Origin of the sequence: Vibrio sp. PID23_8 (assembly GCF_003584965.1) — a bacterium.
Classification (GTDB): Bacteria; Pseudomonadota; Gammaproteobacteria; order Enterobacterales; family Vibrionaceae; genus Vibrio.
This window is the reverse complement of record NZ_LIXE01000003.1, coordinates 48,668-64,034: the sequence shown is the minus strand read 5'-3', so window position 1 is coordinate 64,034 and position 15,367 is coordinate 48,668. Positions and strand designations below refer to the sequence as shown.

At 43.0% G+C, this 15,367-nt stretch carries 13 protein-coding genes, 1 tRNA gene and 3 pseudogenes; 7 read left to right on the top strand and 10 right to left on the bottom strand.

Translation table 11 applies throughout. From position 1 onward, the window contains the following. Window positions 1-149: 149 nt before the first annotated feature. A complete protein-coding gene (locus AK966_RS06805) occupies window positions 150-395 on the bottom strand; it encodes a hypothetical protein (protein ID WP_119463777.1) in 246 nt (81 codons plus the stop codon). Between the two features lie 305 nt (window positions 396-700). Here AK966_RS06805 and AK966_RS06800 point away from each other — a divergent pair, with 305 nt between their 5' ends. The 3 genes from AK966_RS06800 to AK966_RS06790 all read left to right on the top strand — a co-directional run bounded on the left by AK966_RS06800 (window position 701) and on the right by AK966_RS06790 (window position 2,065). Further along, window positions 701-943 (top strand): YgjV family protein, encoded by a 243-nt coding sequence (locus AK966_RS06800; protein ID WP_099077914.1) that lies wholly within the window; start codon window positions 701-703, stop codon window positions 941-943. A gap of 204 nt (window positions 944-1,147) precedes the next feature. Then, on the top strand, window positions 1,148-1,534 hold the full coding sequence (cueR, locus tag AK966_RS06795) for a Cu(I)-responsive transcriptional regulator (RefSeq protein ID WP_099077915.1): 387 nt from the start codon (window positions 1,148-1,150) through the stop codon (window positions 1,532-1,534). A 375-nt stretch (window positions 1,535-1,909) separates the two neighbouring features. Beyond that, window positions 1,910-2,065 (top strand): DUF3012 domain-containing protein, encoded by a 156-nt coding sequence (locus tag AK966_RS06790; RefSeq protein ID WP_099077916.1) that lies wholly within the window; start codon window positions 1,910-1,912, stop codon window positions 2,063-2,065. Between the two features lie 43 nt (window positions 2,066-2,108). On the opposite strand, the pseudogene AK966_RS06785 reads toward AK966_RS06790, so the two are convergent. Both AK966_RS06785 and AK966_RS06780 read right to left on the bottom strand, forming a co-directional pair. Then, window positions 2,109-2,341: pseudogene (locus tag AK966_RS06785) on the bottom strand (transposase); the annotation flags it as partial. 77 nt (window positions 2,342-2,418) lie between these two features. Beyond that, a complete protein-coding gene (locus AK966_RS06780; RefSeq protein ID WP_119463776.1) occupies window positions 2,419-3,177 on the bottom strand; it encodes a 5'-methylthioadenosine/adenosylhomocysteine nucleosidase in 759 nt (252 codons plus the stop codon). A gap of 757 nt (window positions 3,178-3,934) precedes the next feature. On the opposite strand from AK966_RS06780, the pseudogene AK966_RS06775 reads away from it, so the two are divergent. Continuing rightward, window positions 3,935-4,851: pseudogene (locus AK966_RS06775) on the top strand (IS5 family transposase). 477 nt (window positions 4,852-5,328) lie between these two features. Continuing rightward, window positions 5,329-5,970 (top strand): murein L,D-transpeptidase catalytic domain family protein, encoded by a 642-nt coding sequence (locus AK966_RS06770; RefSeq protein ID WP_099077918.1) that lies wholly within the window; start codon window positions 5,329-5,331, stop codon window positions 5,968-5,970. 154 nt (window positions 5,971-6,124) lie between these two features. On the opposite strand, the gene AK966_RS06765 is transcribed toward AK966_RS06770, so the two are convergent. Together AK966_RS06765 and AK966_RS06760 are read right to left on the bottom strand one after the other, a co-directional pair. Next, on the bottom strand, window positions 6,125-6,412 hold the full coding sequence (locus AK966_RS06765; protein ID WP_119463775.1) for a hypothetical protein: 288 nt from the start codon (window positions 6,410-6,412) through the stop codon (window positions 6,125-6,127). A 165-nt stretch (window positions 6,413-6,577) separates the two neighbouring features. Then, window positions 6,578-7,105, bottom strand: a complete 528-nt coding sequence (locus AK966_RS06760) for a DUF4136 domain-containing protein (RefSeq protein WP_099078960.1) — start codon at window positions 7,103-7,105, stop codon at window positions 6,578-6,580. Window positions 7,106-7,384: 279 nt separating this feature from the next. Between AK966_RS06760 and AK966_RS06755 the strand changes: the two genes are divergently transcribed. Both AK966_RS06755 and AK966_RS06750 read left to right on the top strand, forming a co-directional pair. After that, a tRNA-Gly gene (locus AK966_RS06755) sits at window positions 7,385-7,459 on the top strand. Between the two features lie 136 nt (window positions 7,460-7,595). Beyond that, window positions 7,596-8,012, top strand: a pseudogene (locus AK966_RS06750) (transposase); the annotation flags it as partial. A 182-nt stretch (window positions 8,013-8,194) separates the two neighbouring features. Here AK966_RS06750 and urtE read toward each other — a convergent pair. The 5 genes from urtE to urtA form a co-directional block, all read right to left on the bottom strand. After that, window positions 8,195-8,890, bottom strand: coding sequence for an urea ABC transporter ATP-binding subunit UrtE (gene urtE, locus AK966_RS06745; RefSeq protein ID WP_099078976.1), 696 nt, complete (start codon window positions 8,888-8,890; stop codon window positions 8,195-8,197). Window position 8,891: 1 nt separating this feature from the next. Beyond that, window positions 8,892-9,743 (bottom strand): urea ABC transporter ATP-binding protein UrtD, encoded by an 852-nt coding sequence (gene urtD, locus AK966_RS06740; RefSeq protein ID WP_099078977.1) that lies wholly within the window; start codon window positions 9,741-9,743, stop codon window positions 8,892-8,894. After that, complete coding sequence (gene urtC, locus AK966_RS06735; protein ID WP_259343740.1) at window positions 9,740-10,912, bottom strand: urea ABC transporter permease subunit UrtC; 1,173 nt, start codon at window positions 10,910-10,912, stop codon at window positions 9,740-9,742. The genes urtD and urtC overlap by 4 nt, the downstream gene beginning before the upstream one ends. Window positions 10,913-10,922: 10 nt before the next feature. After that, on the bottom strand, window positions 10,923-12,542 hold the full coding sequence (urtB, locus tag AK966_RS06730) for an urea ABC transporter permease subunit UrtB (protein WP_099078978.1): 1,620 nt from the start codon (window positions 12,540-12,542) through the stop codon (window positions 10,923-10,925). Between the two features lie 120 nt (window positions 12,543-12,662). After that, a complete protein-coding gene (gene urtA / locus AK966_RS06725) occupies window positions 12,663-13,949 on the bottom strand; it encodes an urea ABC transporter substrate-binding protein (protein ID WP_119463774.1) in 1,287 nt (428 codons plus the stop codon). Window positions 13,950-15,367 lie beyond the last annotated feature (1,418 nt).

Sequence of the window (15,367 nt, the reverse complement as noted above, 5' to 3'; positions counted from 1 at the left end):
GGAATTCGGTCTGGGTATCAACGGATTCAGTTATCACAGAAGGTGGCTGACGATGCTGCGCATGACATTCAACAAGGCACTGTAAAAAAGCGCGACAGTTGATAGACTGCCACGTTTTTTGAATGTCAGTTCAGGCTTGCTTAGCCAAACTAACCATTAGCTATTACGTTATTATGCAATTGCGACTCCGCAATATCATTTGATGACATACCGTTGAAATAGTTCTCAACCAAAATCGTTTGATGCACATTGACATCAGTCGTGATATTTAATGAAACAGCCTCCATTGATGGGTCATAATCTACCTTAATTTGAATCAGTAACTCATCCATATCGATCGCTGAGTCGTTCAAGTCCATGATTTGGAAAGAGACACCAAGCAAAGCCTTGCCCAACAGTAACGATTATCCTTATTATGGCATGCCATTCCATGCGCTCGTCCGTCCGCGTTTGCCCATCAATATCATCGTTATCATCAATCAGACTTATAAGTAAATTTTCAACAATTGGCGACCTAAACGTTTGCGTAATCGCTAACCTTCTCTTAACCTTGTTTTGAGGCTTTCATCACGGTTTTTCCATTGATATAGTTAACCCATCAAAACGAAAAAGACCATTCGAGGCATGGAGCTTCCTCACTAATCTCAAGAAGAGAAGAATTGGTACCGACAACAATCGGCAGATTTAAGAGGGTCAAATTATGGAGATGAATATGGTTGAAATCCTAGGCTACGCTGCCTCAATCATGGTCGCGATTTCACTTACAATGAAAGATATCGTTAAGCTACGTATTCTTAACTTTATCGGCTGTGGTCTGTTCACTGCATACGGTCTGATGATTGACTCATGGCCAGTTGTGCTAACTAACGGGTTTATTGCTTGTGTAAACGTGTATTTCCTAGCAAAAATGCAGCGTGAAAAAAAAAGTTTCGCCACTGAGTAATGTCTAAATATATTGAATAACGAAAGCCCGAAAGTACTGTTCTTTCGGGCTTTTTCTTAATTATTCAAAAACTTACTTAACACAACTTAGATATGAAAGGTCATGAACACGAACACGGATAAGTAAAAGTCTCTTCAGTACTGCACCTTAACGCCCGTTCGGTATATACTCGCGATAACATCATCTCGAATGTAGAGGCTATCTATGAATATTGGTGTGGCTGCTGAATTGACAGGGCTTTCTTCCAAATCTATCCGACTTTATGAAGATAAAGGCATCATCACACCGCCAGCACGCAATGACTCGGGTTATCGAGAGTATTCAGACAAGCACATCCAAGAGTTAAATCTAATTTCTCGAGCAAAAAATGCAGGATTCTCTCTTCAAGAATGTAAAGAGTTTGTGCAGTTGGCGCATAATCCAAACCGAAAAAGCAGAGAAGTTAAAGCTCGAACCATGGGGAAACTACAAGAAGTTGAAAACAAGATAGCTCACCTTGTCGAAATCAAAAAGCAACTTGAGAGTTGGGTTACTTCCTGCCCTGGTGACGCCACAAGCTGTTGCCCAATTATTGATGAGCTCACTAAATAACCTCAGCTCAAGACAATCTAAGCCATTCAGCACAGCGCTTTTAGCGCCTAACGTCGTTAAAATGACCGCAATAGACTCACTATTGACTTGTCATTTTGCCTTGTTATTCATCTAAAATAGCTGTACTGACTCCTATATCAGCTTAAGTGACTCATGAATTGGGCTATGTAGACTTTCTTGTCCCGAGTTGAGGTTAAAAAACCATCATCCGAGCAATCAAAACAGGCCTGTTTCGAGGCTTCTCCACGCCTTCAAAGTTTCAAGTTGCACGTCCTTCTAAAGTGAGATCATTCGCTCAAATTTTTAATTTTGACATTACTTCAGTAACTGAATGTTTATACTTCATGAAAAGGACAACTTTAAAAGGGATGGAAAATGAAAAAGTTAGCATTGATCGTGTTTGTTACAGCACAACTGATGGCGTGTACTGAAGTAGGCAGCGAAGCATGGTGTAACGATATGAAAGAAAAACCAAAAGGCGAATGGACGGCCAACGAAGCGTCAGACTTCGCTAAACATTGCGTGTTCTAACAATACCTTAGACCCTGTAAATAATTCTGTGTAACTGTCGGCGTTACATATATTCAGTGAGTCGGTCTTCGAACATAATCATAAAGCGGTTCAGTGCTTGTCGCTAGGTAAATCACCTTTCGAGCTGACTAATCTGTTGGGAACAGTTTTTTGTTTCTTAATCGCTTTTCTAATAACGCTGTTGAGTGACTCAATGGCGTTAGTCGTGTAAATCGCTCGACGTATATCCTCTGGGTAGTTAAACAGGGTATTAAGGTTCTCCCAATGCGTCCTCCAAAAAAGAGAATAGAAGCCCGCAATCTTTGTCCTTGCAGAACAAAGCAGCACTCTTGGCGCTGCTTTGATTTGTAATGCTACTGCATGCGTTTTAGCATATTCAATGTAATGTTCGCTGAGTTGTCAGCCGTGGCTTTCTTCAAATCAGAGTATACCATCTCTGCAGATCCATCCGCTTTGTCCGAAATCGTACGGATCACGACGTATGGAACTTTAAATGCATCTGCGACTTGACCAAGTGCGGCCCCTTCCATTTCCACCGCCATGGCATTGTACTCTTGATATATTCCGGTCACTTTTACCTTACTTGCTATGAACTGGTCACCTGAGGCGATAATGCCTCGATAAACACTCTCTTTACCTAACGTATCGACCGCAGCTTCAAACGCGTATTTTTGTAGCGTTTTATCTGCGTAGAAGTAACGCTCTTGATAGTCTGGTAATAGACCTTTCGGCATATTAAAAGGTGTTAAATCGACATCATGTTGAACAAGGCGTGTTGATACCACCACATCCAACGGATCCAATTTAGGATCGCTTGCACCTGCAATACCAGTAAAAATCAGTTGGTCTACACCGAATGACTCAATAAGCAATGTGGTTGTCATAGCGGCATTCACTTTACCAACGCCAGACTTAGTTACGACTACTGATTTGCCTTCTAACTCACCCGTGTAAAAACTGTGCCTACCAATTTGTTTTACTTGTTGATTTTGGATTTTTGGTAATAGAGCTTCAACTTCTACATCCATTGCACCGACGATACCAATGGTTGATGCTGCAATGGAAGGTAGAGAGTAAGCTGCAAGCATAAGAGCAAGTGATTTCTTCAACATATGAGTCCTGAAATGTAATACGAGCCACCAATTTGTGACGCAGCTCAGATTATACAACACCCCAAAACAAGAGCAATCGTTTGCTTTGAATATTCAAGACTGATTGATTAAATAACTTTCAATCCATGGTGATTATTTAATCACCATCGCTCTTGATTTAAAAACAGCTCTGTACACTGCGTTGCATTGGTGATATTTTCAGCCTCACTTTATTGACGCATACATAAGCGATAACTGCCCACTCCTAGTAAAGTCACGTCTTATAAACATCTCAGGACTCCGCTCAGAACGCTCAAATCGTGAATATTTTAGTTTATCCGCGTGCATCTTTCTTATCAATCTAACCATTCCCATAAGAACATGAAAAATATGAAAATTAGTATAATTTTAAAAACCAATTGAACTTGAATCATAAAATAACAATGCACAATAATAACTAAACCAACTGCAAACCTATTAATTAACAAAAAATCATACTTAATAAGTTTAAGCGTTAATATTGTTTTTTAAATTTCACCAACCCAATTCCAATTCAATAAGCACTGACCATTAATTTCATTGATATAATTTATTTAGGTGTGAAATATAACATTCATCATTGGACACCTCTTACTAATTTCAATCAAGAAAAATAATATCACTCCAATATCCATTTTTTTGATTTAGCAACGCAATGGATCTTTGTTGCAGAAATCGAATGAACTAAATCAGAATATTACGATCAGATCAGTAACATTCATTCACTGACGTTGATTTCATGCCGAAGCCTCGCGACAAAACCAATCACTGGCGCAAGTACAATAACGCCTTGGTCAACCGAGGCTCACTCACCTTTTGGATTGACGAAGAAGCGATAGCTGAGTGGAAGCAACCCAGACAGAATAGACGTGGTCGAGCACGATTGTTTAGTGACCTCGCTATCACAACCACTCTGATGGTAAAGCGCGTCCTTTCCTTACTTTAAGAGCCCTACAAGGCTTCATCGATTCTGTTTTTAGATTGGCAGACGTCCCACTGGTTTGTCCCCACTATTTTTGCATCCGTCGCCGAGCTAAGGATGTTGAGGTTAATTTCAAAGCCTCATCACGAGGTGCTATCCAGCCCCTAGCTATCGATGCAACTGGGCTCAAGGTATACGGTGAGGGTGAATGGAAAGTAAAAAAGCACGGAATCGATGGTAAGCGTCGAGTCTGGCGTAAACTCCATCTTGCTGTTGATACTGGTACTCATGAAATTATCGCAGCGGAACTGACACTTTAAGGCGTGACAGATGTGGAAGTACTCCCTAATTTACTTAAGCAAACACGCCGAACCATCAAAGAAATTTCAGGAGATGGTGCGTACGATACAAGGGAGTACCACAGGGCGATTAGGGTTAAGAAAGCGACACCTCTAAATCCCTCCACGTGAAGGGGCAGCTTTCTGGGAAAAGGGGCATCCACGTAATCGAGCGGTTGGCTGCCAAAAACTCTACGGCTCGAACAAAAAGTAGAAACAGAAGTATGGTTACCATAACCGTTCATTGTCGGATACCGCTATGTATCGTGTAAAACCGCTACTCGGGCATCACTCACGCTTCGCAATTACAACGCATAAGTTGGGGAGACTTACGCCATGATCAACGCACTCAACATGACTGGGATAGGCATGCCTGATACTCAGTATGTCGTTTAAAATGCAAACGAATTAGCTAGCGTTCGCTCTGAAGCTGAGTTCCGCCACAAAGCCTGTTTAGCCCCTCTTTTTTATGCAACATTTTGTTACAAGTCAGATCGCGGGATGAAAATTATTTTTTCCTTAAAAATCACCCCTAATCTCTTTGGAATAAAATGAAATTTCCGGCGAAATGTTAATTACACATTGTTTTATTAACTGTCAGTTTAAGTAAATGTCGTTAAACACAGTTTTATTAATTAACCAAATAAGATAGTATTTGCTCTGAAGTTTTTATATTCTTCGATTAACGCCTCAATATTGATTAAAATCAGTAATTTAAATCAATGAACAGCAAAAGTACTCTGTCCATCGTGGAATTTATGCGTTCAGATGATAAGAAACACCGAGAATAAAATTAATTTGATGTGCATGTTGTATTAAAGAATGCATGAAGCAATCGATAAGTTTGTAACACCAAGAGTTATATTAGTAAAAATGAAAAAGCTATTTTTATTATTGATATGGGTATCAGTATCAGTTTCACCTTTTGCTTTTGCGCAACAGACAGGGAAGCAGACGGAAAATAACCTCACTCAACAACTTGTTGAAAATACATATAAAGAAGCCAAATTGAACGGTGTCATTGACTATGAGCTATTTAGTGATGCTTTTAAGGCTTATAACCAAACACCAAATCGAAAAAAGCAGGTGCTAACCATCATCGATTATAGCAAGCCATCGACTGAAAAACGCTTTTACGTGGTCGACCTTGAGAAAAATAAGCTGATCTATAACACTTACGTTTCTCATGGGGTAAACAGTGGTTTGAAGACCGCTACTAAGTTTTCTAACATTGTGAATTCACGTAAAACTTCGTTAGGTACGTTTTTGACCGATACCACCTATTATGGTTCTAACGGCTACTCACTTCGCCTAGACGGTCTGACTTCTGGTGTGAACGATAAGGCTCGTGAACGTTATATCGTTGTTCATGGTGCGGATTACGCCAACCCGTCATTTATTAAAAAGAATGGGTATTTAGGCCGCAGTTGGGGCTGCCCTGCATTACCTGAACATCTATCACGCCAGATCATCGATACCATCAAAGGTGGCAGCGTGATTTACGCTAGCGCCTAACCCTCGGCTCGTGTCATCAAGTCAGAAACCTAGGCAAACAGGATGAATAAAAAGGCGCTGTGATAGCGCCTTTTTTGCAAATGTTGTCTGAGGAATACCCTTTATGATGCTATCTGTGGTGTCGCCTTTGATTTATTCCACGCCTTACGAACTTTCATCTCACAAAACTCATAACAGCGAACCTCCGCATCATTAGTGTATCTGGCTCATCGGCATCTGTCGCGTAGCTAGAATAGTGCACCCGTAACGTATTACGCCCCAACAGACTCGCTGCCATCTTACGTCTAGGTAAAGACGGGGCTTCTTCAAGAAGCGGAGCGTCAACAATATCAGGAGTGAGGCGGGTAACGTGAAGATGGTTTAGTGACGCCTGTGCCTGACTCAACCCAAAAGCCATCAGTGCAACAAAAAGCCCTAGTACACTAACGAGGTAAGAACGCACGACAATCACCTAAACTACAACGAAATGCTCTTTAACCCCATGCGTATAAATTTGCAATTCAAATTCTCAATCGAGAATAAAAAATGAAATGATTGAGAGCCTATCCCCACATTTTCTCAATGTTCTCGTGAGTTAGGGGGATATCTGGCATTGGCTAGATTGTATCTAAAAGGCTACTTTTTCCCCGTAAGGATAATTTTCAAACATTTTTGCGATCTCTTCGAATATCAGCGCTTCACGTTTCTTGGTGCTCATCGACTCCGTAAGCTTACGATTTGATACTCCCTTCCATACGACTTGGTTAGCTTTAGTGTCAACGAGTTCAACCACCAACTTGCCATATTTTCTTTCTTTGTAACGTTCAGGGCTTGTGGTCAGCACACCAAAGCTATTGCGGCCATAACCGACGCTAAAAGAGGAACCAGTAGAAACCAACTCAGACTCTTTAATGATGTCATAGTGAACATACAAATCCCCACCACTGCTCACCCTCGATAGTCCATTTGACTCTAACTGAGCAGCAATCGCCTGCTCGATTCGTCTTGCATCTAAACTGGTTGGAAGATCGGATTGCTTCCCAAAATCAAAGGTCTTAAAGGATGAAAAATCAGCTTGGCTATCAACATCAGTTGTTATCGTTGTGCAAGCCGTGGTTACCATTACAAGTAATGCTGCCAGTAAGCCTCTCCACATACACCGTTCTCCTGTTTCACCGTTTGATGCCACCATCGTGTATTAATACGTTAGTGAGAAAGTATTAAATCATTTCAATATTGAGTTTCGACTATGAACGCTCAGTGTTCAAACTTGGTATTTCGAAGTTACAAATTGAACGATATAAGGTAGAAAAACGTGATCGAGGACAATCTATTTCAATCAAAATGCCATAAACGTACACTAAACAACCACTTAATCAAAAAAGACTTTTCTTTTTCAATTTATGTGGCATATTAGCTGTGCCTTCACGATAAAGCGTACTTCGTATAATGGCTATTACCTCAGCCTTCCAAGCTGATGATGCGGGTTCGATTCCCGCAGTACGCTCCAAAGCTTCTCTCTCGCATTAGTAAGACTTCACTATACAAATCAAACTTTTGTGCCATACAATAATTTATTCCACATGACATGAGTCGTGTCGAACACCATCGCAATTTCGATATACGTCCTTTTGGTGGAAGAGGCTTATCTGAGTTTAGTGACTGATGCCTACTCAAGGAAAATCGTAGATTGCCATGTTGATGACAACATGAAAACTCAATCAGTCAAACAGGCCTTTATTAATACACTCAAAAACCGCAATAGCCAAAAGCCCCTTATCCATCATTCAGATAGAGGTGCGCAATATTGCTCTGCGGAATATCAAATGATCCATCATAAATATGGTGTGAGTTGTTCGATGACAGATGGGTATGACTGTTACCAAAATACGTTGGCAGAGAGAGTGAGTGGGGTCCTCAAAAGTAAATACCTTCTGAGTAAACCTCCAGACCTAACGTAAGCTCGCAAGATGGTAGCCGAATCAATACAAATCTATAATCGGTATAGGCCACATACAGCCTTAAAATACAAAACGCCCGATGAAGTACATCGAGCATTTTAACTAAAATGTGCTTCCCCATATCAGGACAAGTCACGGTGCTTAAGAACGGTTTTGTCCCCGCGCTGAGTGAACATCAACCCCAGCTTTGCTTTCTAGCCGTCACGAACCTCCTGATAAATGCCTTCCCCAATGGAATGAGGATGAACATCATAGGCTCATACTTTGTGCCGTTAAAAGAGAACTCATACCGTGAGATACTCCTTTATCAACTGATCGTTCAATTGTTTAATATCTCCCTCTGCAACCTGACGACCACGGTCAAGAATACAGAAACGATCGCCCACTTTGCGCGCAAATGGCAGTTTCTGCTCTACCAATAATACTGTCAGTCCCATCTTCTCATTGAGCATGCGAATAATGTCACCAATCTCTTGCACGATATTCGGTTGAATCCCTTCTGTCGGCTCATCAAGGATCAGCAATTTTGGGTTCACAACTAAGGCACGACCGATCGCGAGTTGCTGCTGTTGACCGCCCGACAAGTCACCACCTCGACGATGAAGCATCTCTTTTAACACGGGGAACAAGTCAAAAATAAACGCTGGGATTTTACGATCCCCTTTTGCTCGAATTGGCAATCCAACTTCTAAGTTCTCTTTCACGGTGAGCATAGGGAAGATTTGACGTCCTTGCGGTACATATCCAATCCCTTGTCGTGGACGCTCCTCCACATTCAACTTAAGCAGTGATTGTTCTCCCATCTTAATATCGCCACTTTTCACCTTAACCAAGCCCATAATGCACTGCAACAAAGTCGTTTTACCTACACCATTGCGCCCCATTAGCACGGTACACTTGCCTTCTGGAATGGTCATATCCAAGTCCCACAAGGTGTGGCTCTCGCCATAAAATTGGTTTAGTGATTTGATCTCTAACATCCTATTCTCCGAGATAAACTTGTTTAACTTCTGGATGAGACTGCACTTGTTCCATGCTACCTTCTGCCAGTACATGCCCTTGATGCAAGACCGTCACGTGACTGGCAATCGAACGGACAAAGTCCATATCGTGCTCCACCACTACCACAGAATACTTTCCTGCTAGTGAATTAAGCAGTTCAGAGGTACGATCCATCTCTTGATGTGTCATGCCTGCAACCGGTTCATCCACGAGTAAGAGCTTGGGGTTTTGCATCAAAAGCATACCGATCTCTAGCCACTGCTTTTGACCATGAGAGAGGTTTCCGGCACTGTTGGTCGCTTCATCTTTAAGGTGAATCAGCTCCAACACTGATTCCAACTTGACTCTCTGCTCACCGCTCATGCGGGCAGTGAACGTCCCCCAAACCGAGCGAACGCCCGACATGGAAAGCTCTAAGTTTTGCCACACACTCAAGCACTCAATCACTGTTGGTTTCTGGAACTTACGCCCGATACCCGCATTGGCGATTTCCGCTTCACTCATTTTTAGGAGGTTAATATTTGATCCTAGCCAAACCTTACCGTTGTCAGGCTTTGTTTTGCCAGTGATGATATCCATCATGGTGGTTTTGCCCGCGCCATTCGGCCCGATGACACAGCGTAACTCCCCTTCTCGTATATAGAGGTTAAGGTCATTGAGCGCTTTAAAACCATCAAAACTCTTGTTTACCCCTTCCACATAGAGCAGAACGTTATGCCGCGTATCAATTGCAGGATGAACATCAGGCTTTAGAAAAGAAAACACTTCATCGCGACGCGTGAAGGTCTGATAGCCGACTTTGAAATGCTGAATAGATTGCAGGGCGCTCATGCTGTCACCTCCTTAACTTCACCCTTTTTTGCCTCTTGGTGAGCTTTGGGTTTAGGGTTAAATCGCATACGAATCGCCGCTGTAAGGTCGCTAACGAAACCAATCACACCTTTCGGGAAATACATCGTAGAAAGAACAAAAATACCGCCAAGTGCAAACAACCATACTTCCGGGAATTCCACCGTGAACCAACTTTTGGTGTAGTTGATGATCAGCGCCCCAACAATGGCTCCAAACAAAGTTGCACGCCCCCCGAGAGCAACCCATACCACCACTTCTATCGAGTTGAGTGGGGCAAACTCTCCCGGGTTAATAATGCCCACTTGAGGAACATAAAGCGCCCCTGCAAGTCCGGCAATCACAGCAGAAAGCACAAATACCCAAAGTTTGATGCCATCAACGTCGTACCCCATAAAACGCGTCCGTGATTCGGAATCTCGGATCGCTAAAGCCACTCGACCTAGGCGGCTCGTCACAACCATTCGGCACACGATGTAACTGAGTATCAAGACCACACCAGTGATCACAAACAGAGCCAGTTTAGTGCTGTCACTTTGCAAGCTAAACCCAAGGATGTCTTTAAAGTCTGTAAGACCGTTATTCCCACCAAAGCCCATCTCATTGCGGAAAAATGCCAACATTAAGGCGTAAGTCAGTGCCTGAGTCATGATAGAAAGGTAAACCCCTGAAACACGTGAGCGGAAAGCTAGATAGCCAAAAAAGTACGCTAGTGCACCGGGAACTAACGCCACCATGGCACAGGCAAACCAGAACTGGTCGAAGCCTTGCCAAAACCACGGTAACTCTTGCCAGTTTAGAAACACCATGAAATCCGGCAAAATCGGGTCACCATAAACGCCACGATCACCGATTTGACGCATTAAATACATGCCCATAGCATAACCACCAATGGCAAAGAAAGCGCCATGGCCCAAACTCAATATACCGAGATAGCCCCAGACTAAATCAAGTGCCAGCGCCAGCATGGCATAGCTAAGGTACTTCCCCATCAACGAGACTGTAAACGTCTCGACGTGTAATGGATGTCCACTAGGTAGTAGGGTGTTAGCAAGCGGAACAAAGATAACAGCAGCTAGGATTGCCAATAGGGTCACTTGCCCACCTCGGTCGCCTTGCATTGCTGAAAGAACAAAAGATTTCGACTGCATATTGTTTTCCTTAACTTTCAGCCGTACGACCACGTTCAGGGAAAAGTCCTCGTGGGCGTTTTTGAATAAATAGAATGATGAAAATCAACACTAAAATCTTCGCCAGTACAGCCCCTGCCCATGGCTCAAGTACTTTATTGAACAAGCCTAGGCTCAATCCAGCGACTAAGGTTCCCCATAAATTGCCCACACCGCCAAACACCACCACCATGAACGAATCAATGATGTAAGCCTGTCCCATATTTGGCCCCACGTTGGTTAATTGAGAGAGGGCCACACCTGCGACACCGGCAACCCCTGAGCCCAAACCAAAGGTCATGGCATCGACCCGTTCAGAGCGGATCCCCATCGCACGGGCCATACCTCGATTTTGAGACACAGCACGAACCTGCAATCCAAGCGACGTTTTTTTGAGCACCATCAACAATCCCCAGAACACTAAGGCACAGAACAATATGATGTATAAGCGGTTATAAGTCAGTGACAGCATCGGGTTGATTTCTAACGCACCCGACATCCAATCCGGAGTGCTAACCGAGCGGTTTAAAGGAGAGAAGATAGAGCGCACCGCTTGCTGCAAGATCAAGCTGATACCAAAAGTAGCTAAAAGGGTTTCTAACGGGCGTCCGTATAAGTGGCGAATCACGCTACGTTCAATCGCGATACCGACAAAGCCTGAAACAATGAACGCCATCGGAATAGAGAGCAGCAGCGCATAGCCGATGTGGTTGGGCATTAACTGCTGCATCACGTAAGTGGTGTAAGCGCCAATCATAATTAACTCCCCATGCGCCATATTAATCACGCCCATCACACCAAACGTAATAGCCAAGCCAATCCCCGCGAGTACGAGTACGGAACCAAGACTGAGACCAAAGAAGATGGTTTCTGCCCCTGCATAAAACGATTGGGATTGCTGATAACGTGTCAGCGCCAGATTGGCGGAACTCTCAATCTCAACTGGTGGCTCACTGGCTAAAATTCGATTTATCGTTTGAGCCACAATAGGAAACTTGTAGTCACCCAAGGTTTCAATCGCAACCACACGCTCTAACTCGCTGCGGCTCGCATCTTGAGCAACATCGATAGCCAGTGCAAGCTCAATAATTTCGGCGACTTTGCTGTCTCTTTCGACCGGCAAACGGGAGTATAATGCATTCAGTAGTTCATCATCATTGGTACCTAGCAAAGTCATCACCGCCTCATAGCGAACGCTCGCTTCAGCGCTGTTGATCCCCAGCGAGGCGAGCTCAGTGCGGATCTCTTTGCGTAATCGGTTATTTACTCTGACTTTCTTGAACTGACGATTATTTTCAATCGTCAGAGATTCATTTCCCCAAGCGGACGTTGCCTGTTTTGCAGACTTCAGGTTGTCGACAACATACAGCGCTTGGTGATTTTCGGCGAACTTGTCACTGAAGTAGTAAAGATTGCCATCGAGCCAAGCGTTAAGGACTCGCTTTGCTATTTCCGCGTTTTGCGCTTCTACTAACCACTCAATAGCTTGTAATTTTTGACTGGTACTCTTTCCGATAAGAGCATCACTAAAACTCTCTTTTCCGGTCACGGCCGCCCAACTAACGTTTACTAAAAGCAGCATCAATAGCACTGCTTTAAACACATTTTTCATGACTTTCGTCCTTCATCAACCGAGCTTATTGTTTGCTGCCAGAGCACTTTGCCTAATATGTTGTTTTTGCTCGGGAACCCCGAGAAACGGAGCTCCACAGTGGAGCACCGCATAGGCAAATTAGTTACTGCCTGCGCATTTCTTGGTCTCAATGTTGAATGCACCACAGGAGAATGGTTTAGACCAGCTTGAGAAAAGCTTTGCGGATTCAGGTAAGTATTTCGACCACGCATCACCAGCAACTAAGCCTGTGGTTTCCCATACGATCTCGAACTGACCATCGCCTTGGATCTCACCAATCAACACCGGTTTAGTGATGTGGTGATTTGGCATCATGGTTGAGTAGCCGCCAGACAAGTTGGGGACCGAAACACCGATCAGAGCATCTTGTACGGCTTCCGCATCTGTTGTACCCGCAACGGTAACCGCTTGCGCCCACATATTGAAACCAATGTAGTGCGCTTCCATCGGATCATTTGTTACGCGTCCTTCACTCTTGATAAACTTGTGCCAAGCCTCAACAAACTCTCCATTCGCTTCGGTGTCGACACTCATAAAATAGTTCCATGCCGCTAAGTGACCCACCAACGGCTCAGTGTCCATGCCTGACAGTTCTTCTTCACCCACTGAGAAAGCGATAACAGGGATGTCCTCTGATGAGATACCTTGCGCACCAAGTTCTTTGTAGAAGGGAACATTTGCATCACCATTGATCGTGGACACCACTGCGGTCTGCTTACCTTCAGAACCGAACTTCTTGATATCGGAAACAATGGATTGCCAATCAGAGTGACCAAACGGCGTGTAGCTGATCATGATGTCAGCTTCGTCAACACCTTTTGATTTAAGGTATGATTTTAGGATTTTATTCGTTGTTCGTGGGTAAACATAATCGGTGCCGGCAAGCACCCAACGTTCGACTTCTAGATCATTCATCAAGTAATCGACTGCTGGGATTGCCTGCTGATTAGGGGCAGCGCCCGTGTAAAAAACGTTTTTCGATGACTCTTCACCTTCATATTGCACTGGGTAGAATAGAATACTATTGAGCTCTTCAAACACAGGTAGCATTGATTTACGCGATACCGACGTCCAACCACCAAAGACAACATCAACCTTTTCCTTTTCGATCAGTTCACGCGCTTTCTCTGCAAATAAAGGCCAATTCGACGCAGGATCGACAACAACTGCCTCAAGTTTTTTCCCTAATAAGCCGCCTTTTTTGTTCTGCTCATCCACCAGCATCAGCACAGTATCTTTTAGCGTGGTCTCACTGATCGCCATTGTGCCTGAAAGTGAGTGCAAAACACCGACCTTAATCGTGTCTTCTTCAGCGGCCGCTGCACCAATAGAAAGTGTTAGAGAGGTCGATAGTGCAGCAAGCGTTAATTTGAACGTCTTGTTCATAGTGGAAACTCCATCTTGTGAATTATTATTCAATTAGATGGGTTACAAGAAGAGTGCCAGATTAACACCAAAGTGGCACTAATCATTTATTCTCTAATTTTCAGTAGATTAAAACAAAACACCAAACTAGGTGCAGAAGCAACGCCGTACAATGAATCATGATGGTGCAATTCCAGAGCACTTGAACCAAAATGAGGATACTCATCGCCAAGTAGTTAGTCACTTAGAAGGTTAAAGTCGACGCTTCTATGAATTTCACCTAACTGCCGTCCCTCAATCGATAGCGATAAATCGCCTTTACTAACGTTAGACACTGCCCTTGCATAAAATTGCAAGTGGATTCATGTTTTCTTTCTACTTTATCAATAGTGGTAGACACCTTGTGTAGTCTTCTTGATGGCTACGGAGCCAAATTGAATTTTCAAAAACATACCAGTGAATTCAATGGAGAGACCATTACTACAAGGATGAAAGAGAAAATGACTGCACATTCAATCGGATTAATGTCGACGATATTTTAAATCGGATGCAGCGGCGATGACGATAGCAAAAATATTGCAGCGGAGATAACTCCTCCTACCGCTGTCGAAAATTCGTCCGCGTGTTTCAATTAAAATTTGTATCGTTTGGTACTGAAGTGTTCGAAGAATATTCACTGTCATTTAATCGCGCTAAACTCGGCACCTATACTGGACAACAAACCGTGTCGAGAACATTGAGCTATGAGGGTTATAATAATGTCTTAGAGATAGAAAGCGACCACAGGTGAAACGTTCACGTCCTCTGAAGAGCTTATTTCTGCAACAATTAATGGTAATCCGATTTAAAAGACAAAAGACACCCACGAATTTTGTTCTCCAGAACTGAAGTCTGTAAAATTAAAGACTTGGGGTCACTTTTGTCTAACACGAGACCGGCTATACGTGACGATGAATAATGAAAAACCATGTGTCTATTTGAAAAAATTGGCTTTATTAAGGAAAGAATATCAGCTAAAAACGGGCTTGGTTATAACGTTTCCAGTAAGGTGTTTTGTAACGAGACATGGAACTACAATGATTAACTGATGTAGCCGATCAGATCGTAAGTTCCTGATTTAGTTCCATCGAATTACGCAACAAACCCCTCCACTATCTTTTCCTACCATTCCAACGCATATTGGTATCTTTATCTTCATCAATCAGCTCGAAGTACGCAAAGGGGAGCGCACTGTTTTTGACCTGAACTACTCATCAAAGCCCGAATGAACCAAAAAAATACAACTATAATGATATCTAGCAATAAACAGAATGGTGTAATGATGACTACTTAAGTAAATGATCTTATACGTGCAATCATAACTAGTGACAAAATTGTCGAAGAAAAAATAAAATTAATCAATGAGGTTAGAAAAACTCGGCCTCCACTTAATGATAGAT